Annotated in this window: 24 protein-coding genes and 2 pseudogenes; 4 read left to right on the top strand and 22 right to left on the bottom strand. The window is 42.3% G+C overall.

The window, feature by feature from the left end; translation table 11 throughout:
* Window positions 1–53 precede the first annotated feature (53 nt).
* The 7 genes from EL140_RS00420 to EL140_RS00385 form a co-directional block, all read right to left on the bottom strand.
* Window positions 54–2141 carry an SSURE domain-containing protein gene (locus EL140_RS00420; RefSeq protein WP_000671342.1) on the bottom strand — a complete coding sequence of 696 codons (2088 nt, stop codon included), beginning with the start codon at window positions 2139–2141 and terminating at the stop codon, window positions 54–56.
* Between the two features lie 154 nt (window positions 2142–2295).
* Entirely contained in the window at window positions 2296–2961 is a 666-nt protein-coding gene (locus EL140_RS00415) for a potassium channel family protein (RefSeq protein ID WP_001283880.1), read from the bottom strand.
* Window positions 2962–2974: 13 nt separating this feature from the next.
* Window positions 2975–4354: a TrkH family potassium uptake protein gene (locus EL140_RS00410; protein ID WP_000897934.1), complete on the bottom strand. Its 1380-nt coding sequence runs from the start codon at window positions 4352–4354 to the stop codon at window positions 2975–2977.
* A gap of 33 nt (window positions 4355–4387) precedes the next feature.
* Window positions 4388–5152 (bottom strand): nucleoside phosphorylase, encoded by a 765-nt coding sequence (locus tag EL140_RS00405; protein ID WP_000615012.1) that lies wholly within the window; start codon window positions 5150–5152, stop codon window positions 4388–4390.
* Between the two features lie 284 nt (window positions 5153–5436).
* A complete protein-coding gene (locus EL140_RS00395) occupies window positions 5437–6060 on the bottom strand; it encodes a TetR/AcrR family transcriptional regulator (protein ID WP_000361924.1) in 624 nt (207 codons plus the stop codon).
* Window positions 6061–6099: 39 nt separating this feature from the next.
* Window positions 6100–7182, bottom strand: coding sequence for an ABC transporter permease (locus tag EL140_RS00390; protein WP_001259059.1), 1083 nt, complete (start codon window positions 7180–7182; stop codon window positions 6100–6102).
* Window position 7183: 1 nt separating this feature from the next.
* The gene (locus tag EL140_RS00385; protein WP_000854375.1) at window positions 7184–7900 is read right to left on the bottom strand and encodes an ABC transporter ATP-binding protein; all 717 of its coding nucleotides are present in this window, start codon (window positions 7898–7900) and stop codon (window positions 7184–7186) included.
* 222 nt (window positions 7901–8122) lie between these two features.
* Here EL140_RS00385 and EL140_RS09785 point away from each other — a divergent pair.
* Window positions 8123–8266, top strand: a pseudogene (locus EL140_RS09785) (low temperature requirement protein A); the annotation flags it as partial.
* Window positions 8267–8327: 61 nt separating this feature from the next.
* Here EL140_RS09785 and EL140_RS00375 read toward each other — a convergent pair.
* Together EL140_RS00375 and EL140_RS00370 are read right to left on the bottom strand one after the other, a co-directional pair.
* Entirely contained in the window at window positions 8328–9563 is a 1236-nt protein-coding gene (locus tag EL140_RS00375) for a carbohydrate-binding domain-containing protein (RefSeq protein WP_000837422.1), read from the bottom strand.
* A gap of 272 nt (window positions 9564–9835) precedes the next feature.
* Complete coding sequence (locus EL140_RS00370) at window positions 9836–10399, bottom strand: sugar O-acetyltransferase (RefSeq protein WP_000200258.1); 564 nt, start codon at window positions 10397–10399, stop codon at window positions 9836–9838.
* A gap of 174 nt (window positions 10400–10573) precedes the next feature.
* Here EL140_RS00370 and EL140_RS00365 point away from each other — a divergent pair, with 174 nt between their 5' ends.
* The 3 genes and pseudogenes from EL140_RS00365 to EL140_RS00355 all read left to right on the top strand — a co-directional run bounded on the left by EL140_RS00365 (window position 10574) and on the right by EL140_RS00355 (window position 11525).
* Window positions 10574–10879: a rhodanese-like domain-containing protein gene (locus EL140_RS00365; RefSeq protein ID WP_000468863.1), complete on the top strand. Its 306-nt coding sequence runs from the start codon at window positions 10574–10576 to the stop codon at window positions 10877–10879.
* A 9-nt stretch (window positions 10880–10888) separates the two neighbouring features.
* Window positions 10889–11254: pseudogene (locus EL140_RS09690) on the top strand (rhodanese-like domain-containing protein); the annotation flags it as partial.
* The gene (locus EL140_RS00355) at window positions 11229–11525 is read left to right on the top strand and encodes a rhodanese-like domain-containing protein (protein ID WP_000450169.1); all 297 of its coding nucleotides are present in this window, start codon (window positions 11229–11231) and stop codon (window positions 11523–11525) included. The pseudogene EL140_RS09690 and the gene EL140_RS00355, both read left to right, overlap by 26 nt.
* 221 nt (window positions 11526–11746) lie before the next feature.
* Here the strand turns inward: EL140_RS00355 and EL140_RS00350 are convergent, their stop codons facing one another.
* The 13 genes from EL140_RS00350 to EL140_RS00290 form a co-directional block, all read right to left on the bottom strand.
* A complete protein-coding gene (locus tag EL140_RS00350) occupies window positions 11747–12004 on the bottom strand; it encodes a metal-sensitive transcriptional regulator (RefSeq protein ID WP_000185160.1) in 258 nt (85 codons plus the stop codon).
* A 199-nt stretch (window positions 12005–12203) separates the two neighbouring features.
* Window positions 12204–12761: a DUF3592 domain-containing protein gene (locus EL140_RS00345; RefSeq protein ID WP_001031653.1), complete on the bottom strand. Its 558-nt coding sequence runs from the start codon at window positions 12759–12761 to the stop codon at window positions 12204–12206.
* 76 nt (window positions 12762–12837) lie between these two features.
* Entirely contained in the window at window positions 12838–13494 is a 657-nt protein-coding gene (locus EL140_RS00340) for a hypothetical protein (RefSeq protein ID WP_002875406.1), read from the bottom strand.
* A gap of 2 nt (window positions 13495–13496) precedes the next feature.
* The gene (locus EL140_RS00335; protein ID WP_001226099.1) at window positions 13497–14168 is read right to left on the bottom strand and encodes a hypothetical protein; all 672 of its coding nucleotides are present in this window, start codon (window positions 14166–14168) and stop codon (window positions 13497–13499) included.
* A 121-nt stretch (window positions 14169–14289) separates the two neighbouring features.
* Window positions 14290–14952, bottom strand: a complete 663-nt coding sequence (locus tag EL140_RS00330) for a hypothetical protein (protein ID WP_001226095.1) — start codon at window positions 14950–14952, stop codon at window positions 14290–14292.
* Between the two features lies 1 nt (window position 14953).
* On the bottom strand, window positions 14954–15526 hold the full coding sequence (locus EL140_RS00325) for a hypothetical protein (RefSeq protein WP_000381574.1): 573 nt from the start codon (window positions 15524–15526) through the stop codon (window positions 14954–14956).
* Window positions 15527–15839: 313 nt separating this feature from the next.
* Window positions 15840–16694 carry a VOC family protein gene (locus EL140_RS00320; RefSeq protein WP_000220449.1) on the bottom strand — a complete coding sequence of 285 codons (855 nt, stop codon included), beginning with the start codon at window positions 16692–16694 and terminating at the stop codon, window positions 15840–15842.
* A 110-nt stretch (window positions 16695–16804) separates the two neighbouring features.
* Complete coding sequence (locus tag EL140_RS00315) at window positions 16805–17842, bottom strand: aldose epimerase family protein (RefSeq protein ID WP_000649402.1); 1038 nt, start codon at window positions 17840–17842, stop codon at window positions 16805–16807.
* 145 nt (window positions 17843–17987) lie between these two features.
* The gene (gene lacD, locus EL140_RS00310) at window positions 17988–18983 is read right to left on the bottom strand and encodes a tagatose-bisphosphate aldolase (protein ID WP_002875405.1); all 996 of its coding nucleotides are present in this window, start codon (window positions 18981–18983) and stop codon (window positions 17988–17990) included.
* Between the two features lie 10 nt (window positions 18984–18993).
* The gene (locus EL140_RS00305; RefSeq protein ID WP_000936006.1) at window positions 18994–20160 is read right to left on the bottom strand and encodes an SIS domain-containing protein; all 1167 of its coding nucleotides are present in this window, start codon (window positions 20158–20160) and stop codon (window positions 18994–18996) included.
* A 104-nt stretch (window positions 20161–20264) separates the two neighbouring features.
* Complete coding sequence (locus EL140_RS00300; RefSeq protein ID WP_000045700.1) at window positions 20265–20669, bottom strand: PTS sugar transporter subunit IIA; 405 nt, start codon at window positions 20667–20669, stop codon at window positions 20265–20267.
* Window positions 20670–20672: 3 nt separating this feature from the next.
* Window positions 20673–21494, bottom strand: a complete 822-nt coding sequence (locus EL140_RS00295; RefSeq protein WP_000185287.1) for a PTS system mannose/fructose/sorbose family transporter subunit IID — start codon at window positions 21492–21494, stop codon at window positions 20673–20675.
* Window positions 21481–22386, bottom strand: coding sequence for a PTS mannose/fructose/sorbose/N-acetylgalactosamine transporter subunit IIC (locus EL140_RS00290; protein WP_000616991.1), 906 nt, complete (start codon window positions 22384–22386; stop codon window positions 21481–21483). The genes EL140_RS00295 and EL140_RS00290 overlap by 14 nt, the downstream gene beginning before the upstream one ends.
* Window positions 22387–22399 lie beyond the last annotated feature (13 nt).

Genomic DNA, 22399 nt, shown 5'->3' with positions numbered 1-22399 from the left:
TATACTTGCTTTAGTATAACACTATTTTCCCTAATGTTTAAGTGATTTGAATCTTAATCTTCTCGTTTGGTTGTTAAACCCAAAAGTCCAACAAGACCTGCCAAGGCTAGACCAAAGATTCCAAGGCCAGCTGTAGCTGTTTTAGCTTCCCCAGTATTTGGTAGCATCGCTTTATCATCTTTTTTCATCATATTAGCCATTTGGCTAGAAGCTGGTTGATCTACTTTCATATCTGACATATGGTGATTTGTACCCATCATACCCTCAGTCGTATCTGTAGAGCCTGTTTCAGAAGGCTTCGTATTCATCTGACCTTGTTGAGATGGTATTGTCGCCATTTCTTTTCCACGAAGCTGAATCGTTACTTGACGAGTAGCAATCAGATTGGTCAAATCAGGCTTGCCGTCTTTAGCGCCATAGACTTTAACAGTAGCTAGATACGTATGGGTTCCGTTAGCTCGAAGTTGCTCCAGCAAGGCCTGACCATCTTTGCCAACCGTATTTCCATTCAAATCCACTTCGTAGAAATATTGGCCTTTAGCCAAGCCTTCAAGTGGCAATAGAGCAGGATTTTTAGCTGTTCCGTTGTCTGACCATGGGGCTTTGTCTGAGGCTTTTAACAAGAGGCGAGTCAACATACCATCTCCACCAAAAGCTTCGTATGGAATAACTTGGTTGACACCTGCCAAGAATGGACCTGGAACATTTGCTTTGTCAAGGTAGCTAGCTGGAACATCAATCATGTCTTTGACATTGTTCACAACAGAGTCTTTAACCTGATTTGGTGTGGTCAAGCCATTCAAATTAACAGTCAAATCTTTAGTCGCTACCAGATTAGTTAAGTCAGGCTTGCCGTCTTTCGCACCGTACACTTTGATAGTAGCTTTATAGCTTTGTGTACCATTTTGTTTCAAGAGGTCAAGCAACTCTTTATCTGATTTTCCTTGGGTGCCTGCTAAATCCACTTCGTAGAAATATTGACCTTTAGCCAAGCCTTCAAGCGGCAATAGAGCTGGATTTTTCGCCGTTCCATTGTCTGACCATGGGGCTTTGTCGGATGCTTTTAACAAGAGGCGAGTCAACATACCATCTCCACCAAAAGCTTCGTATGGAATAACTTGGTTGACACCAGCCAAGAAAGGTCCAGGAACCTTAGCCTTATCAAGGTAGCTAGCTGGAACATCAATCATGTCTTTGACATTGTTAACAACAGATTCTTTAACCTGATTTGGTGTGGTCAAGCCATTCAAGTTGACATTTAAATCCTTAGTCGCTACCAGATTAGTTAAGTCAGGTTTGCCATCTTTCGCACCGTACACTTTGATGGTAGCTTTATAGCTATGTGTGCCGTTTTGTTTCAACAAGTCAAGCAGCTCTTTATCAGATTTACCTTGGGTGCCGGCCAAGTCTACTTCGTAGAAGTAAAGACCTTTGCCCAATTTCTCTACTGGTGGGAGAGCGGGATTTTTAGCTGAACCATTGTCTGACCATGGAGCCTTATCAGATGCTTTCAAGATAAGGCGAGTCAACATGCCATCACCAGCGAAGAATTCATATGGAATGACTTGGTTGACACCAGCTGTGAATGGTCCTGGGAAGTTAGCCTTTTCCAAGTAAGTGGCTGGGACATCTACTGTGTCTTTGGTGTTGTCAGCCACACCTTTTTGAACTTCTGCTGGAGTGGTCGCTGGTTGAGCTTCACTAGCTTCACGGTCTTGTCCAGAAACTGTAGACGCAGGACTTTCCGCAGGTTTAACTGCATCTTCTGTTTGTTTCTTAGAGTCAGGTTGTGCTTGCACTTCTTCTTTTGGCGCTACTGCCAGCTCTTTAGCAGTTTCGTCCACTTTTTCTGAAGAGCTTGTCGTATCCACACTTGCTTTAGGTGTTGGAACAGACTGTTCTGAAGGAAGAGCTACATCGACTGCTTTTTTGAGAACCTCTGCTGGTAAGTCGCTCTTTTCACTCACCGAAGCAGCGTCTGGCACGACTTGGGCAGGAGTCGGATTGACGACATCAGCACGCGCAGAACTTGGTTGACCAACTAGGACAAAGAAGCCACTAGCCACAACAACTGAAGCAACACCGACACTGAGACGGCGAATAGACCAACGAGTATATCTCTGATTTGGATTGAATTTCATAGGATTCTCCTTAGAGTTTTCTTTTTTTATGACTCTAGTATAATCTCCTAAAATTAAAAAGGATTAAGAAAAAGTTAAAATTTTTCTTAAATCCCTCTTATAAAATACTTATATTGACTCGTTAATTATTTGGAAAGAGAGTACCCTTCCTCTCCTACTCACTCAGTTCAGCTAGGGTGTCCAGATGTTGGTTATTAATGACGGCCATGATGTAGGCATCTGCCTGCAAGAGGTCATTAGGTCCGAATTGGACATCCAGAGGAGCATTTTCGTAGGCACGAAAACCAAGTACATTGAGGTTGTATCGCCCACGTAAATCTAACTGACTGAGGCTTTTACCAGTCCACGATTGGGGGATTTTCATCTCGACAATCGATACATTCTTGTCCAGCTGAAAGACATCCACGCTGTTATGAAAGAGGATGGTCTGCGCTAATGAGCGCCCCATTTCAAATTCTGGTGAGATAACTGCGTCCGCACCGATTTTTTCCAACACCTTTTTAGCTGTATGGCTTTTGACCTTGGCAATAACGGTCGGCACCCCTAGACTCTTGCAGTGCATGACCGCGAGAACACTGGACTCCAAATTTTCACCCGTTGCGACAACTACGGTATCACAGGTGTCAATCCCCGCTGATAGAAGGAGTTCTTCATCCGTGATATCTCCAACTACCCCACGCGCCAGCACAGGTTCAAATTGATTAATGCGTTCCTCGTGGTCATCAATAGCAATGATATTCATGTCATGCTTGGCTAGGGCAGCCAAAACACTGCTCCCAAAAATTCCCAAGCCTAAAATTCCAATTGTCCGATCTGACATCGTTTTTCCTTTCTTATCCGATAGTGATATCTGCCTTCATATAGTGAATCGTATCTTTCTTGTCTGGCTGGTATTCCGCTACACTGACCAGTAGTGTCAAGGGACCAATACGGCCGATAAACATCAGCAACATAACGATGCTGAGGGCTATCTTGCCTAGCTCTGGTGTTAAATTTGCCGTCACCCCAACTGTCGCAAGGGCTGAAATGGTCTCAAACATGAGGTAGATAAAGCGCGGATTTCCTTCTGCGGTTACCCCTAGCAGAATCAAGCCCAGCAAGAATGTTAGCAAGAAGATAATAAAGACACTGAAAGATTTTTGCACGGTTCGGGGTTCAATAGTCCTCCGAGCCACATTGGCATGAGGCAAGCCCAATAGTTCGCTACGAGCGAAGACCAACAAGACAAAGAAGGTCGTAATCTTGAGCCCCCCTGCTGTCCCTCCAGGCGCCCCTCCTAGAAACATCTGTAGGATATAGATGAACAAGGTAACTGGTCGAGCCTGGGTGTAGTCAATGGAAGCAAAACCTGCCGTTCTCATGCTGACGGTCTGAAAGAAACTAACCAGCAATTTCTCTGGAGCGCTGAGATTTCCAATCGTTCCAGGATTGTTCCACTCAATGAACAAAGTCGATACGGTTCCAAAGAGCAGAATTCCCGCCGTTAAAAAGAGAACCAACTTGGTATGGAAACGCAGACGGCGTTTTTTCTTTTTCCCAAACTGGGTCGCTAGGTCAAACCAGACCATAAATCCTAGACCACCTGTGATAATCAAGCCTGCAATCACTAGATTGATTAAGGGATCCGTTTGAAAGGCTACCAAACTCGTACTTCCAAAATTATCAAATCCGGCATTACAGAAAGCTGAAACAGCCAAAAAGATAGAGGTTAGAATCCCTCGCCCCCAGCCAAATTCAGGAATAAAGCGGAAACTCAAGAGAAAGGCACCGATCCCTTCCACTAGAAAAGTCGTCAGAAAGATCGAGCGAATAAAGTCCTTTAAGGACTGAGTTTCTCCATAACTGAAACTTTCTTGAATGGTCTCCCGGCCACGAAGGCTGAGCTTTTGCTTGCCTTGGATGTAAAAGATTCCGATAAAGGTCATGAGCCCCAAACCGCCAATCTGGATTAAGAGCATACAGATTAGCTGTCCCCAGATATTATAAGTAGAGGCCACTGGCAGGGTGAAGAGCCCTGTCACACAGACCATGGACACCGTTGTAAAGAGATGATCAAAGTAGGTCGCTTGTGACGTTGTTGCTTGCACAAAGGGAAGGCTTAAAAGGAGCGAGCCCAGTAAGATAACTAAGGCAAAACTTAAAAAGATGCGACGGGCTGGCGATAACCGAGACAGCGTCGTCTTGATTTTTTCCAAAAAAGATTTGAATAACATAGCTACATTCTACCATAAAAACAGTCAGAACACTCACATGTGGTGCACAATGGCAAGACATAGTTCGAGTGCCTTGTCAAAAGCTTCAGAATCCCAGTCACGACTGTCGTAGTTGTCCAGATCTGCCAAGGAATCTGCAGTAAAGAGCAGTTCTCCCCAGACAACTCCACGTAGCTGAGCTACTGCCGCAAGAGCAGAGCACTCCATCTCCACAACAGCACAGCCTTCTTCCTTACGATAAGCAACCTTTTCAGCCGTCTCTCGGTAAAAACCATCTGTCGTCCAGGTCATGACTTCCTCGTAAGGGATGCCTCTTTGCTCCAAAATTTGCTCAATGGCAGAGATAGCCTCAATCTGCATCTCCATATAACGAGAAGGCGCTACATAGTGGTAGCTGGTCCCCTCATCTCGCAGAGCGCGAACAGGGACGAGAAAGGCATTTTCCTCTATATCGGCTAGGACACCACAGGTACCAGTGGAAATGATTTGCTCCACACCATAACCAATCAACCAATCCATAAACTGGGCCGCTGGGGCAGAACCAACAGGCGCTTGAGCCAGACAGATCTCCTCGCCCTTGTAGTTGAGGACGTAGACTGGATAAGTCTTGGTGGCCGAAACGAACTCACCAATGCAGTCCGCACCTACTTCCTGAGCATAGCGGTCAATCTCTTCCTCCAAAAACGCATAGATGCACTTCTTTGGCAACTTTAAATCTAGCCCCTCATGTATTGGCATAAGGACCGCCTGGGGATTGTCATCAAACTCTAAAATGGGAATCGCATGTTTCTGAATCATAACCCACCTCCTCTAATTTTGTACTATTGTATCAAAAGCTGACGGAGTGTCAAGGAGTTGTCTTTATCAGTCCAGAAATCTCCTCTTCCATACACTTGAGAAATCGTTGCACCGCTGGAGAAGTCGGTTTCTGTTTTGGCAAAGTGATTGAGGACTATCACCAAAATACCAAATTCAATAATAAAAAAGCACAAATCTGCATCAGGTAATGTATACCCTTTTATATTATCTTGTACAAGAAGCCAAACCAATAGAATCTAGCCTCCATTTTGTCTAGGCCTACTCTATTTCCACAAACCACCTAAAATCTGTTTTTCTAATAAGTCTAGATCTTCTTCCTTTATTTCTCCGTTGTCACTAACGATATAAAGCTGAGCGAAGTAAGCCAACAACGGGCCAACACAAATACGAACCATTTGAGGAATCGTTAACTCTGGATTTACACGTGGATCTGCTAGCAATTCCTTATGAAGCACTCGAAGTTTATCTTGAATAGCATTCCAGATAAAAATCTGTTCATTTTTTAGTTTTTTATTTGAAAAACTCTCCTGCAGAATGATTTTCATCAAAGCACGATTTTTTTTGAGATAGCTCATACGATCATGGACGAGATAACGAACCCTCTCTTCTGTCGTTTCAAAAGCTAAGAGTTCCTCAAAAAAACTACCAAAAATGCCTGGGACTACAGGATGTAAAATAGCCGTCAGTAAATCATCCTTCGTCTTAAAATACTTAAACAAAGTTGCCTGGCTTAGTCCAGCACGCTCAGCTATGTGAAGAGTTGAGGTCCCATGGTAACTCCTGGTTGATATGAGATCCACTGCTGCCTGCATGATTTTTTTCTTTCCTTGAGGGTAATTCGCTTCTTCTAAGTAATCTTCAAACGATTCAAAAACAGTCTTATCCATCTAATCTTCACACCTTTTTAGCATTATTTATGTTGATTTCTAAACTTTACGATAACGACGCAATCCAACAATATTAAGAATTGTTAAAATGATCAAGAAAATCATTAAAACACCAAGATTTGACAAAATATCACCAAGATTGTGCCCGTAAAGAATAATCTGGCTTATTGCATCACCAGAATAGGTTAATGGCAAAAATTTCCCCACAGTTAGAGCCCATTCTCCCATGGATGACAATGGAATAATTCCTGAGAAAAAAAGTTGGGGCATAATCACGAGAGGAATAAATTGCATCATTTGGAATTCTGATTTTGCTAAAGTAGACAAGAGAATTCCAAAAGCTAGTGCTACAAGAGCCAGTACCACATTAACTATTATAACATTTAAAATACTTCCTACAACTTCTACATCTAGTAGCCAAATTGCTGCTAAAACGACAACTGCCGTTTGAAAAATCGCAATAATACCGTAAGACAACATATAGCCATAGACGATTTCAGATCGTTTCACTGGTGTTGCTAACAAACGTTCTAGTGTTCCACTGGTGCGCTCTTTCAAAAGCGCCATACCTGAAATCAAAAAGACAAAGAAGAAAACTACAAAACCTATCAAAACCGGAATCATGCTGGTAAAGAAGCTTGTATTTTCATCTCCATACTGGTAAGACTCCTTGATTTCTGGTGTTTTTGCGTCCGAGTCCAATTGTGGAAGAGCTTGTTTAACACGAGATACTAACTGATCGGTGCCTTCACTGGCGATACTCGTTCGTAACACTTGTCGTGTCATAGTTGTTTTAGAAGCATCCGTATTTGCGTAGTCGACCTGATACTCACCATCTTTATACGATATGACTGCATCTACTTTCTCGTCAGCTAGAGCTTTTTTAGCCTGATCTAAGTCTTGATAAGTCTCGACGTCCACATGATCGAGCTCATCCATTTTCGTTACCAAACCAGTTGGTAGATCTTGTGTTGCTAACTTGACATTCACGGTTGTACTAGCTGAAAACATGAGGTTCATCAACCACATGATAAAAACAGGTGCTATAAACATCAGGGATAGAGTTCGTTTGTCACGAAGTAATTCTTTGATGACTTTTTTTGCAATCGCTATTGTTCTCATTTTACTCACCTTCTGCTTTTAAAAATACTTCTTCAATACTTGAAACTTGATAACTTTCTTTTAAGTGTTGCGGTGTATCAAAAGCAATGATTTTTCCGCCTAATAATAAGCCGACCTTATCCGTCAACTCTGCTTCATCCATAACATGGGTAGTAACTAATATCCCAACACCATTGTCTCTAAGCGCGAATAATTCTTTCCAGATTTTCTTTCGAAGAGAAGGGTCAATTCCAACTGTCGGTTCGTCCAAAATCAAGAGTTGAGGATTTCCTAAAAGCGCGATAGCCAGTGACAAACGCCGTTTCATTCCTCCAGAATAACCAGATACCGCCTTGTTTAAGTAGTCTGTCAGATCTACTACTTGAGCTATATAAGCAATTTCCGCCTTTAGGTCTTTTTTAGAAAGCCCCTTTAGCTGACCAAAAAATTCCAGATTTTCTTGGCCTGACAAGGACTCGTATAAAGCATCTGATTGGGCCATATAGCCAATATCTCCTAAAATATGGCGATTGGGCATAGTGTGATTTAACACTAAAGCTACGCCTCCATCAGCCTTTTCCATTCCTAACGTAGTCTTAATCATAGTTGATTTACCAGCACCAGACGGACCAATTAATCCTATAATTTCTCCTGGCTGCAATTCAAAGCTGACATGATTCAGAACTATTTGATGGTCAAAAGATTTTACTAAATCTTGTAAATGTAGTAATGTTTTCATTTACTTCCTCCTTGGTGAGTGATTACTCACTTTTTTAAATCACAAGAGCTATTATAGTGAGTGTTTACTCACTTGTCAAGAAAAAATCTGAATTCTTTAAAAAATAGAGCACCAGACATTAATATCTGATGCTTATAATGGATAGCTATTGCTTTTAGAGCTGTTTCTAAATCTCTTCACGATACTCCGAAATGGTCTTTCCTGTCCACTTTTTAAAGGCCTATTCTTCCTCTACTTTTCTCAGCCAATCCTACTACTGTCATCACAATAGCAACCTTGATAACCTTAGCTATGGAAATTCATTTTACTCATTTTTATATGAAACAGACTAAAAAATTTTCAAGACCTAATTGGGAGTTGTTTTAGCCACAATCCATCTCTCAAACACAAAAACTCTCCCTTCTCTTTCGAGAAAGGAGATTCTTTTTTATCCTTGTCCACCAGGGGCTGGACCGCCACCTTGAGGGCCTCCATTTGGTCCACCACCTCCAGGCATAGAGTTGACAATTTCCGTTTGTTTTTCACCGTTGAGATAGATATCTCCACCTGTGTAGGTCGCTGTTCCATCAAAGTCAAAACCTGTTTGACCAGTCATTTTAATGGTTCCGCCTGTAACTGTGATATTGCCGTTTGAGTCGATTGGGTCTGTGTCTCCTTGACCGACTTCTACTGTCAGGTTCCCACCGTTCATGGTGAAGAAGATTTCACTCTGTTGGGCATTTTTGTTGGCTGCATTAACCCCATCATCTGTCGAATAGATGCTAATGTCCCCACCGTTGATAGTGATTGACTTACCTTCAAGTCCTTCTGTCGAATTCTTGACGGTGTAGGTACCACTATCGATAACCAAATCACCTGATGCGTGGATGCCATCATCTCCTGCTGTGACGGTGATGTTGTTGTTGGATAGGTACATGGTTCCGACTGAAGTATCCTCGTCATTGTCCACCTTTACGCCATCTTCCTTGGCATCGATAGTCATGGTCGTACCAGTGATGTTGAGTTCATCATTGACATTAAAGGCATCGCCAACTGCTGTGATGTTATAGGTTCCACCCGTGATGTGGAGGGTGTCGTTGGTCTTGATACCATTGTTCTTCTTGCCATCTACATTGAGAGTTCCTTTCCCGTTGATGGTCAAATCCACCTTAGAAAAGAGAGCTGCATCTGCTTTTTCGTCACTGTTAGAGCTTGAGTCAGAGAGACTGTTGGTGGTTCCCTCTGCTAGAGTCAAGTAGACATGGCCAGCTGATGTCGCAGATATCGCTGCATTGGTATTGGTCATGGTCGCACCTTTTAGGACTAGATGAACATCTGCAGACTTATCTGCCTCGATCTTGATCTGCACTCCGTCAGACTGACCTGAAATCACATAGGTTCCAGATTTTGTGATGGTCACTGTTGATTCAGAGACTGTCACCCCATCTCCAGAGACGTTTGCAGATGAGCCAGATAGCTCAATTTTAGAAGCTGTGCTTTCGTCATAAGAGGTATCATTGTCCTTATCTGTAAAATAGGATGATTGGTTTGTCTTTGTTGCAGTTGTTGTGGCACTATTTGTCGTTGCATTGGTATTGGATGTAGTTGTTGACTGGGCACATGCTGCCATCAGCACCATTGCCGTTAAACTCGTTGCGAGTAGGGTCCATTTTTTTGATTTCATACCTTTTTCCTCTCCTTCGTATGATATAGCTAGACAGTCTACAGAAGATTCCTGAAACAAAACTAAAACTTTTCTGAAAGTTTCCTTAAATTCAGTTTCGCTCAGTATTCTTTTGAAAGGGCTACTAGAAACAATTTGAGAGTACTAAAATGCATTTAATAGTTTTTAAAAGCAACATCCCCAAGTGCGATGTCACTCTAACCCAAAAAACCAAAAAGAAGAAAAATTTATAAGAATTAAACTCATAAAAAGAACAGCCTCGGCTGTTCTTTTTAGTTTTCTTTTACTGGAATTTCCTTGATAACTCGCGCAGGATTGCCAGCTAGGACGACATTGTCTCCGAAGGACTTGGTGATCACGGCTCCTGCTCCTGCAACGACATTATTTCCCAGTGTCACTCCAGGAAGAACAATGACGCCACCTCCAGCCCAGAAATTATCTCCAATGGTGATGGGCTTGCCATATTCGACCCCTGAATTGCGTTCATCCGGATCCAGTGGATGGAGTGGGGTTAAAAACTGACAGTTGGGGCCAAGCATAGCGTTGTTCCCGATGCGAATCGGACAAACATCCAGCATGGTCAAATTCCAATTAGAATAAAAATTTTCCCCTAGATGGATATTGACTCCATAATCGACCACCAAGCGTGGATTGACGTAGAGATTTTGTCCAGTTGAGCCAAACCAAGTCTTGATAATATCTGCTCCCTTCAAGGGATCTTCTTCCTTGTTAAAGGCAGCCTGTTTTTGGCGAGAAGCCTGCGCCAAGACCCGCAACTCTGGATCCGACGGACGGTAAGGCTCCCCTGCTATCATTTTCTGGTATTCGCTGGTCATCTTATCACCTCACACTTACTTTGGACTCATCATATCAAAAAGCCTTTGAAAGGTCAAGAATAGCCTGCTTTCTAGACTCTCAAAACCAATCCCCTCCAAGTCAAAACAACTTGCTTGACAAAAGATTGACTTCATGGTTTAATATACCCCATAAGGGTATATGTGGAGGTGCCTATGTTTCACTTATTTACAAAAATTGACAGTATTTCTACCAGCGAGTTAGAAGCTAAACTCAGAGAACCGATTCAGCTACTAGATGTTCGGACGCCTATGGAATTCCGTAGAGGTCATATCAAAAATGCCAAAAATGTTCCTTTAACGGAAATCGGTTCTTACACACCTGCGACAAAAGAAACACTTTATGTCATTTGTCACTCTGGTGTACGAAGCAAACTAGCTGCGAAAATGCTTAAGAAAAAAGGCTACGATGTCATCAATGTTCGAGGCGGTATGAGCGCTTGGACAGGCAAGGTCATCTAGAAGCATAAAATAATTGGCTACACAGCCTTGAACCTTATCGAAGGTCTGAGCGACAATATCCAAGGTGTCCGCTCGAAGACGATCTGACTAAGGGCAAATAATCCCTAGATGTGCGGACAAGTGGCGAATTTCAGGGGAGCTACCCAAGGTCGATACCATCCATAACCCCTAAATGAACTAAGGGAGATCTTGGGTGAACCAGACAAGAACCAAGCCTACATCCTTAGCTGCCACAGCGTTTTGCGCAACTATATCACAGAGCGTATCCTCCAGCAGGCAGGATTTGCCGTCCAAAACCTTGATGGCGCTTATTCACTATATAAAATGGCTAATCCAGAAGGAGTCGAATATGGAAACGAGTATCAGCATGGCTGACTTTTATGAAAAATACCTAAATGAAAATCTAAACCTTATCGATGTACGTGAGGTGCATGAATTCCAAGCAGGACATGCACCAGGAGCAAGAAATCTTCCGTTAAGTACCTTGGAGCAAGGTTACAAAGAACTCAAACCTGACCAGGAATATCATGTCATCTGTCAAGGTGGAGTCCGTTCCGCATCTGCTTGTGAATTTCTAAGCGCCCAAGGCCTCACCGTTATCAATGTAGAAGGTGGTATGAATGCTTGGCCCGGTCAAGTAGAATAAGCAAAAAACCGATTAAGGAACTTAATCGGTTTTTTCATTTCTGCAACCCACTGATATAGGGCTCGTAGCCCGTCGCTTCTAAAAAACGAAACACATTGACGGTATCTAAAAAGAGGTTGCTCATTGGTATTGGGGGAACTCATCCGTTTGTCTGACATGATTTCTTTATCGAAATAGACTTAAATACCTTTGTCTGCATTGTTTATCAATAGCAAATTAGTTTATTTCCGCTTAATCAGGTATCGGATGGCCTTTTCTAGGCGTTCCTTTTGAGCCTCAGGGTCGTCTAGTGGTTGGTTGATACAGCCTGTGAGATTTTCAGTAATGATCATCTCAATCACGCGCTCAACGCTAGATTTCACTGCTGTCAACTGCGTAACAATATCTGCGCAGTCACGATCTTCTTCAATCATCTTTTGAATCCCACGCAACTGGCCCTCTGAACGTTTCAGACGTGTGATGTACTTTGAGTTTGTCATTAATTTATCCTTGGTCACTTTTTCTTCATTATATCTCGAATAAGGGTCTTTGTCAAAATTCACTTCCTGTCTGTATTTGTAGGAGGCAACCTCTCCTCTGTATCAGATAGAAAAGATTGATAAGCATGGAAATGGAAAAGAAACTCTGTCCTTCTTAAAGCTCGATGGGAAGTCACGTTTCCTTTCAACCAACTGACCTTTATGCGTATATCTTGGACAAATTGGACAAAAAGGCTAGGATCACTATCCCATAGACCAGAACTAGAGCCAGCCCAAATCCGATACCAAACCACTTGTAAAACTTGTCCATTCCGCTGTAACGTTCGACATAGGCCCTGGTCGGCTTGTCTGGATCATACCAGACCGTCAGTTCCGAATGAAGGGGGAAATGGGTCTGCATCAAGCGTTTGAAGGAAACAAAGGAGTTGCTGTAGCGAGTGATCGAAGGCGCTAGCATATCTTCTCTTGTATAGTCCTTTAAAAATTTAGTAGTCCCCCACGGAATTGTGACCGTTTTAAACATAAAATACTGCAAGGTTTTCTTATAAGCAATCCCATCCACCGTGTATTCGACGATAGGTGGATACCCCTCACGAAAACGGCTATAGCCGATAACCGTTCCCTGTACGGATGACTTGGCAAGACGGACCAACTTCTGATCTCGAAGATAGAGATAGAGAAAGGTCCCACACACAAATACAAAAGATAGGAAGATGACGATTGTCCCAACTATCAAACCAATTACTTCTTTATTCATATGAACTCCTCCTGTTATTTTATACAGTAAAATCTTAAAACTAACTCATCCAGAAAGGACATCGATGCCCTCGAGTCTACTCTTCGGATTTTTCTTTTGACTGTTTTTCTCTCAAATCTTTCACCGATTTTGATATGATATCTCTCACCTGTTCGTCAGTAAGTCCTGGAATCTGGTAATAAGGATTATTGGATTCGCTTTTTGACGGCTTTGTTCCTGAACTTTCGGTTTTAGAACTTTGTTCAGTCGAAGACGAGGATTTCGACTCTGAGGAACTGGATTCTTTGGTCTTAGAGGAACTGGACGACTCAGAAGACTTGGACGTTCCAGGCGTGTTAAAATCAAGCTTAGGTGGCTTGTTTACTTGGTCGTTCGGCTGTTTCACAGGTTTATAGAATAGCCCAAAAGACAACAGCAAGGCCATCAAGATCCCAATGCCAGCAAAAGTTCTTTTATTAGCTTCAGCCGAGGGAACCTTTACTCCCTTTGTACTGAGTATTTTCCATTCTGGATGCTCTTTTTCTATGGCTTTTTTCTGTCTCCTAAGAGGACCAAGTAGATAATGATTAAAAGGCACAATCGTTACCATAGCCACCGTTACAAGCGGGACATAATTGGAATGACTTGATACCAGTAGAACATCGAGGATAGCGAGAAGGATGAAGAGGAAACGCCCCACAAACTTACGAACTTGATGCTCTTTTTTGATCTGCAAATATCTCTCTTGTGACATTATCATCCTCTCTTTTCTATTTCTTCATTAAATATCACTTTCCCCTGTTCATATTTTCGCACAGCTAAGAACCAGCGGATAGGGTTGTTTTGGAATAAGAAAAGGTACAACAAGGCAGGAAAGAGACCTGCTAAAGGCGAGAAAAAGATTTGTATATCAAATGCCTCTTGCTTATTGAATGAGTCAATAGTGCCCGGAATTGCAGCAGCAAATATTACTATAGTAGTCATAAAAACTAGTAGCATGACAATCATAAAAGCCAACATTTTCGCAAACGTCGCTTTTTTCTCACTAAAATTTTCCCAGAACAAATTTGAATAAACTGCTTCTTTAAACTCTTTCTTTGTTGCTCCTTGGACTCGTTTCACTCCTTTATATAAGGCGACTTCCATCATCCATATAAATCCAAATAGGATAAAGGAAAGACAAAGAATAAAAATAGGAACCATCCCGCTATTATAACGAAGGCCTGAGAAAATTGGTATTGCAACAAATCCTCCGAGTAAACCTAACAAAGAGAATATAGCAATTAAAGGAGCAATCCCCCTATTCGATCTCCTAGCCCCTTCTGTATTTAACAATGCACTCTTATCTGCTACAAGAGCCTCTTTTGTTCGCGTATTATAGTAAACGGCCTTATCACCGCTCTGTCCAATAAAAATTATTTTTCTCATATAAAATCACCACAGTTTTCACTAATCACTATAATCAGAAACTTCAATTTTATCATAGGTTGTTGATAAAACATCACCATCACCAACCACTGGTAATGGTAATAGCGTTTCTCTCGTGTTTCTAGTTCTTCTCTTCCCTAAATATCACTTTCCTCTGTTCATACTTTCGTACGGCTAAGAGCCAGCGGATTGGGTTATTTTGAAATAGAGCAATTACGACCACTGCTGGAAGTACCCCTGCCACTGGTGAAAATAATAATGAAAGATCAAACCACTCATGGTTATAATAAGGAATAAGCATTCCTGGTATTCCAAATAAACTTACAATTCCTAAACAAAACAGAAGAACCAAGATAACAAACGAGAAAAAGAAAATTTTACCTAATGTTGCTTTCTTATCGGAAAATCCTTCCCAAAATAAATTTCCATTCACTGCAGCTTTAAATTGTTCTTCGTTTGCCAAAACTGTGGAACGAACATTTTTATACAATGCTTTTTCCAACATATAAATACTTCCAACAAAAACTAAAAATATGGCTAGTAAAATGATTGGAATCATCCTCTCGTTTAATCTAAATGGAGAAGTAAAGGAAAAAATAGCAAGTCCAACACCTCCACCAAATAACGCAAAAAGTAATATCAAAGGAATAATAGCCTTATTGGTCTTCCTAGCTCCTTCTGTATTTAATAAGGCGCTCTTATCGGCTACCAGAGCCTCTTTTGTTCTTGTGTTATAGTAGACAGCTTCATCACCGCTCTGTCCAATAAAGATTATTTTTCTCATCTTACATTTCTCCCTCTTTCCCTCGGCTACCGTCCTGTAATGTCTCCATCAGCTCCTTGAACAGTCGTTTGCGCGTTTTCATCCGAAAATCATAAACTATATATGTAAGAATACCAATCCCTAACATGTACATAATTAAAAATTGAAAATCAGAAACAGCCAGATAACGATAGGCTGAAAAAATCGTTATTAAAACAAAAATGTAGCCAACTACTGTCAACGCCCTTGATTTTCTCCTAAGTGTTTTGATATTGGCTTTTGTCAGCCGGACTTTTCTAAATCTATCTGTCTTCATGTTACGTCGGGTAGACTTGGCAAGGAGAATGGTCCCAAAAACTAAAAACAGCGACATCAAGATAAAGAAGATTAGATTAAGAGGGGATGAGACATCTCCAAAGGTTTGGTTGAGCAACTTTGACAGCCGTTGCAAGGAATAGATTGCAATAGGGGCTGCAATAGCTGAATAATTCATGCCTTGTTTTACACCGTAGAATACTTGATTCTTCAGATCGTAATAGATAAAAGAGTCCTCCAGAGGGCCCATACTGATTAAATTTTTTACACTTGTGTCCATCTTATTTCCCGTCTCCTAAACTCAATACGGATGTTCAAACAAAGTTCTACTTTCTCTTAAAAGCATCGTGACGACGATTGCCAGCATTCTAGCTGATTTTTAGCATTTTCCTTCCTAGAGAAAGAAAAGTTTATTAGTATTATAGCATGAACCCCCCAGAAAAGGGGAAATATCCCCGGCAGATACCATTGCTAAAGACAAGAAATGATTCGTCATTTCATAAAAAAGCGGACAAGTCCGCATTCTAAAAACAGAATGCGAGCTTGTCCGCCTTTTCCTATGTCTCTAAAATAAATAATGTGTTTTCCTCGTTTCATCGTGCCAAGCGAATGCGGGTCACAATGCCGTCTGGGTCTATAAGATTCAACTCACTCGAATGTAACCACTTGATCGGTGCTTCTAGCTCTTGTGCTTGCTGAACGATGTCCAAGAGTTCTTCCTTGCTTTCGACCTCAAGGACATAGTAGGCCAAGCCTGGCAAGCCTTGCTCACGCGGAGCTAGCCCCTTTCCAGCCCATTCGTTGACAGCCAGGTGGTGATGGTACTGACCAGCCGCTATCCAACTAGCACTAGGAATGCTAAATTTATCCTCTAGTCCTAACACCTTTTGATAGAACTGACTTGCTGCGTGACTATCCTTAACCGATAGATGGATATGCCCCATTCTCGTCCCTTCAGCTAGGATAAAGGGATCTACCTTTTCCCCTAATTCATAGATGTCCTGTGCCGCAAGAGCCTCGGTCACACCGATAATGCGGCCGTCTTCTAGAATATCCCATGAAGACACTGGCTTATCACGGTAGAGTTCAATGCCATTTCCTTCCAAATCCTCTAGATAAATAGCCTCACTGTATCCATGATCTGCACCCCCGACCAGAGGAATCCGCAAATCACTTAGGTGTTTCAAGACATCTGCCAAGGCTTTTCGTGTCGGCAACAGAATCGCCAGATGGTAGAGCCCATAATGCTCCCTTACTTCGCCAGACTTTTCTGCCTGAATCAAGTGAACCAAGGCTTTTCGACCAAGTCCCAAAATCGCTTCTGTCTCTGTTTGGGATAAAATCTCCAAGCCAATAATTTGGTGATAAAAAGCCGTTTGACTCGTCAAATCCTTGACATTTAAAACCGCCTCCGCTAGGTAAATGTGGCTTTGGTATGCATAAGTCATAGGGTGTCTCCTTTTGTTTGTTGTAACTTTATTAATTACATCAATTATACACTATTGAGATAAAATGTCAACGAAGACAACTCAAAAGAGCTGGAAACCAGCTCTTCTTTTTATTTGACAACAAGCTCGTAACGAGTTTTGCTGGTGAAAGTTTCCCCTGCTTTGAGAATGACTTGGTCTTTGAGGTCGCTATGAATGGCATCTGGTAAAGCCTGCGCTTCAAGGGCAATCCCATTGTGCTGTACCATTGGTTGGTCTCCTATGATGACACTCTCATCCACAAAGTTTGCTGTGTAGACCACAAAGCAAGGGGCCTCTGTCTTGAACAGCAGGAAACGACCTGAGTTTTGGTCATAAAGGAAACCAGCATTGTCATGACCGGCAGGAAGAGCAAATGGGTGATCCAAACCAGATACAAGCTGGATTTGCTCATCGTCCTCCGCAAAGATATCCTTGAGCAAAGCACCATTGTAGATGTGTTTCACCACATCACGATCAGCATCTGGAGTCTTAGCTGGAACACCGTCCGGAGCGATTGGGCAAATGCCCTCCGTATTTAGCTGGAAGACATGGCGGTCAACTGTCTGCGTGAAATCACCAGACAAGTTGAAGTAGCTGTGATTAGTTGGATTGACAAGCGTATCCTGATCTGTTGTCACCTTATAGCTGACTTCGTAGGCACCAGTTTCTTCCAAGTGGTAGCTAATCCAAATCTTGAGATTACCAGGAAATCCTCCTGTCCCGTCTGTACGCTCTGTGTAGAGGGTCAAGCCATGGTCGCTAACCTCGATCAATTCAAACAAACTCGAATCCCAACCTGTTGAACCACTGTGGTTACAGTTGCTAGCGTTGTTGACTTCAAGATTGTAGGTCTGACCATTGAGTTCAAATGTCGCACCTGCAATACGGCCTGCTACAGGACCTACACTTGCTCCATGCTTGGGACTATTGCCTACATAGCTATCAAAATTATCAAAGCCCAAGATCACATTGGCAAAATTTCCAACCTTGTCAGGTGTGACATAGCGCAAAATGGTCGCACCATAAGTCATAACTTCAAGCTGGTAGCCGCCGTCAGTCTCAAAGCGATAGGCCAAGACATCCTTACCCTCATGATTTCCAAATACACGCTCTGTGTATGCTTTCATTCTTCTCTCCTTTGATCCATTTCTCTTAAGTAAACAAACCATAGAGAGTGTATGCACCATCTATGGTTGTAGTTTTATTTTCAGAATCCTTTGTCACAAAACCTTAAGTATTTGCTTAACAAAAAGGGATTCTTCTATACTTGTTTTATGCTTCCACACGTTCTTTCCATGAAGTCGCTGTTGTTTGAAGAACCTTGTTGAGTTCGTCAATGTTCTCAAATCCAGTTGTACGCAACCATTCACGAGCTGCTGCTTCACCATCTTTGATGTAGGCTTCAACTGATCCAGCCCATGTAGCACGGCCACAAAGAACGCCGTTGAAGTTTGCGCCTGATTCGTGGGCAAAGACAAGTGTTTCTTGGAAGAGTTTCGCTGACACACCTGCACTCAAGTAGATGTATGGCAAGTTAGTTGCTTCATCTTGAGCTTTGAAGAAGGCTGCCGCTTCTTCACGAGTATGCACGATTTCTCCATCACCAAAGCCTTCAACGTATTTGACATTGACTGGAACTTCCACTTTCAAAACATCGATGTTGAAGCGTGGGTCTGAGAAGACTTTCATAGCACCGATAACCTTGTGTGGTTTCACTTTTGCGTATTCTGCTGAACCTGCATCAGCTATTTTTTCATCGTAAGCGAGGATTTCAAGGAAGAACGGAATGTCTTCCGCCACACACTCTGAACCGATGCGTTCGATGTAGGCTTGTTTTTGTTGGTTGAGTTCGTCAGAGCTATCTACGTCATAGTAAAGCAAGAACTTGACAGCATCTGCACCTTGTTCCTTGATGCGTTTGGCAGACCAAACATCCAAGCAGTCAGGCAAGCGTTTGGTGCTTGTTGTGTCATAACCCGTTTTCTCATAAGCAAGGAGAAGACCAGCATTTGGATCAAGCGCTTTTGTAGCTGGAAGACCATACTCTGGGTCTAGAAGCATAGAGGATGCGTATTTTGTCAATTCATCTGCAACCAATACTTTAAGTTCTTCCATTTGAGCTACTGTTGGTTCCTCTGTTTGGTATTGAGCCATGAGGCGTTTCAAAGCGCCACGTTGGTCAAAGGCAAGAGCTGAGATAATGCCGTTCTCGTCAGAGAGTTTTTGCAAGCAAGCTACTTTATTGGGACTTAATTGTAATTTACTCATAGACACTTCCTTATTTTTGATAGTCATGAATGATCACACCTTGTACCACACGGTTTACAGTGCCAGTAGGAGACGGTGTATCTGGTTTATTTTCTACCTTGAGTGAAGTCAATAGGGCAAAGAGTTGGGCATAAACGATGTAAGGGAAGACACGGTAAATATCGTTCAAGACACCGCCACAACCAAGTGCTACTTCTTTGACATTTTCAAGACCAAAGGCTTGATCACTCAAGAGCACAACACGACGAGCAATCTGATCACCAGCCACTTCACGAACCAAGTCCAAATCGTACTTGCGAGTGTAGTCTGTCGTTGTACCAAAGATCAAAACAACTGTATCTTCGTTGATAAGAGATTTTGGACCGTGACGGAAGCCGACTGGGCTTTCATACATAGTCGCCACCTGACCAGCTGTTAGTTCCAAAATCTTGAGCTGAGCTTCATGAGCAAGTCCAAAGAAAGGACCAGCGCCCAGGTAGATAACACGGTTAAAGTCAAGGTCAACCAGCTCTTTGACATCTTCTGCATTGTCTAGAACTTTACGGGCAAGACTAGACACAACTTCAAAACGTTCAGCTTTCACAGCAAATTCTGTAGGATCAAAAACCAAGAGTGCTGTCAACATCATAGATGTAAAGCTAGAAGTCATGGCAAATCCAGCATCATTAGAGGCAGCTGGTTGCAAGAGCAAAAGATTGCGGTCATCGCCATGAGCTTGAAGAGCCAATTTACCATCTGCAGCACATGTAATGGTCACTTGATAGAGGTCATCAACCAAGGCTTTGGCCAAATCAACCGTCGCCACACTTTCAGGTGAATTCCCACTACGAGCAAAGGAAACAAGGACAGTCGCCACATCTTTTTTCAAATAAGTTTCTGGATTGGCAACGATATCTGTTGTCGCAATAGCATTGAAATTCCATTTGCGTTCATCATAGACTTCCTTAAAGTATGGTACCAAGGTATCTCCCACATAAGCAGAAGTACCAGCACCCGTCAAGATAACCTTGATATAGTCATGTTTATCAGCAATTCCTTGTAGGAAGGCTGCAATTTCTTCTCGTTTCGCTTGATAAGCTTCAAAAGCCTCTTTCCATACATCAGGCTGTTGGTAGATTTCACGAGTCGTGATTTCTGCACCCAGTTCAAGTAATTCTTCTTTTGTGTAATTTAGCATAGAGTTCCTCTAATCTATTGTTGTTTCATTCCTATTGAAAATATGGGAATGGGAGTGACTCCCATTCCCATGTATATTCTATATAAGATGCTCTAAGTCACATCTTATTCATCTTCGTCATCATCGAAGCCCGCTAACAAATCATTGACTTTTACGATGCTTTCTGCAGCACGGCTCTTATAATCCGCATCTGCACCTGTAAGGCTTGCATTGATAAATTCAATCACCATTGGAAGATTCATCCCTGCGTAGAGTTCAATGTCGCGGCCTTCCATAATCAAACGGCTTACCACGTTACAAGGTGTTCCGCCGAGAAGGTCCGCAAAGACTAGGAAATCATCCAACCCTTCGATAGCAGCTTCAAATTTTGCAGTAAATTCTTCTGGACCATCTTCTGGAAGAAGAGCCACTGCATGAATGTTGTCCTGTGGACCCATGATCATTTCTGTGCTACCTTTAAGTTCTTCACAGAAACGACCATGACTCACCAAAATTAATGATTTACTCATAAATTATGCGCCCATTCCAAGCAAGAATTTACCGATGAATGAAAGACCTACTGCAAGAACGATAATGATACCGATCGCTTTAGTAGAGTTCATACCTTTCTTACCAAGCAACCAGAAGATAAAGGCAGTAAAGATTGCTGGAAGCAAGCGTGGGAAGATTGAGTTCAAGATGTCTTGGAAGTCAATCATCTTTTCACCGATTGGCAATTTGTAAGAAATCTCAAAGTTGATCATTGTTGCTACAAGAGCACCCATCATGAAGACACCAAGTACAGATGCAGCGTCAATCAAAGCTGTCAAGGTACTTTGCATGTTGTTGATAAGGTTAACCCCTTCTTTGTAGGCAAATTCCAATTGTTTCCAACGGAAGATGTCATAAGCAACTGCAACTGCGATCCAAAGGAAGATACCCCATGGTTGGCCAGCGATAGCCATAGTTGCTGCGATAGATCCCATGATAGCAGGTACAAGTGAACCAAAGATTGTATCTCCAAGAGGAGCGAATGGTCCCATCAAACCTGTCTTGATACCGTTAACGGCATCTTTTGAACCCACACCATCTTTTTCTTCCATGGCAAGGTCAAAACCAGCGATAATAGTGTGGAAGAATGGTGAAGTATTGAAGAATTGAGTATGAACTTTCATCATTTCTTTCAATTCAGGAGTTCCATCCCCATACATTTTACGCAATTGAGGCAAGATCATGTAAAGGTAACCAGAAGCTTGCATACGTTCATAGTTCCAACCTAATTGGAAAGTAAACAAGCTACGTTTGTTGATTTGATTAAAATCTTCTTTTGTAAGTTTGTAATTAGAATTCGTCATCTTCGATTTCCCCACTTTCTGATGGTGTAGAAGGTGCTGCTACAGCTACTTTTTGGCTGTTCTTAAAGTGAACAACTGCAAGGAAGATACCTACGATAGAGATACCGATCATAGACAAACCTTTGAAGTTGTTAGCAAAGCCAATCTTTTCAGCAACATCAGCAGGAAGAGTACCAAGGATACCCGCAACAGCGCCACCAAGACCTGTTACATATGAGTAAAGAACAGTCAACATAGCTGTCAAACCGAATCCCATTGCAAGGTAGTGAAGGTTACGTTTAACTGGAAGGTAACGAAGCAAGATTGCAAATCCAAGACCTGGAAGCATACGACCTGCAAGTGTCAAACCGTCTGCAACCCATTGGTATTCTTTAACAAGGTCTACTACTGATTGTACGAAAGCACCACCAAAAGCAAGAGCGAAGAATACTGGAAGGGCACGTGAAAGAGCCCATGGAAGCGCACCAAGTAGGTAGTTGCGTTCGATACCTTTGTAGTCAAAGCGTTCGATCGCAGCATCAATACGGTGTGCAAAGAAAGTAGTTGTCATACGTCCAAGAACGTCGAAGTATGTCAAAAGTGCTGCTACTGGTACAGCGATTGTTGTAATCGCAAGATCTGTATCAATACCTTGAGAGATAGAGAATGCTGTTGCAAGAACTGCACCAGAAGTTGCGTCGATACGAGAAGCACCACCGAAGGTACCAACCCCAAGAACGAACAACTGCAAGCTACCACCGATAAACAAACCAGTTGTCACATCTCCCATGATCAAACCGGTAATGAAACCAGCGAATACAGGGGAACCTGCAGATGAAACGATTGTCAACTCATCACAGATTTGATAAGCTGAGTACAAAGTGAGAAGTAAAATTTGCCACCATTGTATCATAACAATGACCTCC

This window comes from Streptococcus oralis ATCC 35037 (genome assembly GCF_900637025.1).
Lineage (GTDB): Bacteria > Bacillota > Bacilli > Lactobacillales > Streptococcaceae > Streptococcus > Streptococcus oralis.
This window is presented reverse-complemented; position numbering and strand designations above follow the sequence as displayed.

Bases quoted from the DNA above. Each gene is read 5' to 3' on its own strand.
- EL140_RS00335 (WP_001226099.1), bottom strand. From the start codon at position 14,168: ATGAGAAAAATAATTTTTATTGGACAGAGCGGTGATAAGGCCGTTTAC.
- EL140_RS00390 (WP_001259059.1), bottom strand. From the start codon at position 7,182: ATGAGAACAATAGCGATTGCAAAAAAAGTCATCAAAGAATTACTTCGT.
- EL140_RS00320 (WP_000220449.1), bottom strand. From the start codon at position 16,694: ATGACTTATGCATACCAAAGCCACATTTACCTAGCGGAGGCGGTTTTA.
- EL140_RS00295 (WP_000185287.1), bottom strand. From the start codon at position 21,494: ATGACGAATTCTAATTACAAACTTACAAAAGAAGATTTTAATCAAATC.
- lacD (WP_002875405.1), bottom strand. From the start codon at position 18,983: ATGAGTAAATTACAATTAAGTCCCAATAAAGTAGCTTGCTTGCAAAAA.
- EL140_RS00385 (WP_000854375.1), bottom strand. From the start codon at position 7,900: ATGAAAACATTACTACATTTACAAGATTTAGTAAAATCTTTTGACCAT.
- EL140_RS00415 (WP_001283880.1), bottom strand. From the start codon at position 2,961: ATGTCAGATCGGACAATTGGAATTTTAGGCTTGGGAATTTTTGGGAGC.
- EL140_RS00345 (WP_001031653.1), bottom strand. From the start codon at position 12,761: ATGAATAAAGAAGTAATTGGTTTGATAGTTGGGACAATCGTCATCTTC.
- EL140_RS00420 (WP_000671342.1), bottom strand. From the start codon at position 2,141: ATGAAATTCAATCCAAATCAGAGATATACTCGTTGGTCTATTCGCCGT.
- EL140_RS00325 (WP_000381574.1), bottom strand. From the start codon at position 15,526: ATGGACACAAGTGTAAAAAATTTAATCAGTATGGGCCCTCTGGAGGAC.
- EL140_RS00300 (WP_000045700.1), bottom strand. From the start codon at position 20,669: ATGAGTAAATCATTAATTTTGGTGAGTCATGGTCGTTTCTGTGAAGAA.
- EL140_RS00405 (WP_000615012.1), bottom strand. From the start codon at position 5,152: ATGATTCAGAAACATGCGATTCCCATTTTAGAGTTTGATGACAATCCC.
- EL140_RS00365 (WP_000468863.1), top strand. From the start codon at position 10,574: ATGTTTCACTTATTTACAAAAATTGACAGTATTTCTACCAGCGAGTTA.
- EL140_RS00410 (WP_000897934.1), bottom strand. From the start codon at position 4,354: ATGTTATTCAAATCTTTTTTGGAAAAAATCAAGACGACGCTGTCTCGG.
- EL140_RS00290 (WP_000616991.1), bottom strand. From the start codon at position 22,386: ATGATACAATGGTGGCAAATTTTACTTCTCACTTTGTACTCAGCTTAT.
- EL140_RS00315 (WP_000649402.1), bottom strand. From the start codon at position 17,842: ATGAAAGCATACACAGAGCGTGTATTTGGAAATCATGAGGGTAAGGAT.
- EL140_RS00305 (WP_000936006.1), bottom strand. From the start codon at position 20,160: ATGCTAAATTACACAAAAGAAGAATTACTTGAACTGGGTGCAGAAATC.
- EL140_RS00330 (WP_001226095.1), bottom strand. From the start codon at position 14,952: ATGAGAAAAATAATCTTTATTGGACAGAGCGGTGATGAAGCTGTCTAC.
- EL140_RS00350 (WP_000185160.1), bottom strand. From the start codon at position 12,004: ATGACAAACTCAAAGTACATCACACGTCTGAAACGTTCAGAGGGCCAG.
- EL140_RS00340 (WP_002875406.1), bottom strand. From the start codon at position 13,494: ATGTCACAAGAGAGATATTTGCAGATCAAAAAAGAGCATCAAGTTCGT.
- EL140_RS00395 (WP_000361924.1), bottom strand. From the start codon at position 6,060: ATGGATAAGACTGTTTTTGAATCGTTTGAAGATTACTTAGAAGAAGCG.
- EL140_RS00370 (WP_000200258.1), bottom strand. From the start codon at position 10,399: ATGACCAGCGAATACCAGAAAATGATAGCAGGGGAGCCTTACCGTCCG.
- EL140_RS00355 (WP_000450169.1), top strand. From the start codon at position 11,229: ATGGAAACGAGTATCAGCATGGCTGACTTTTATGAAAAATACCTAAAT.
- EL140_RS00375 (WP_000837422.1), bottom strand. From the start codon at position 9,563: ATGAAATCAAAAAAATGGACCCTACTCGCAACGAGTTTAACGGCAATG.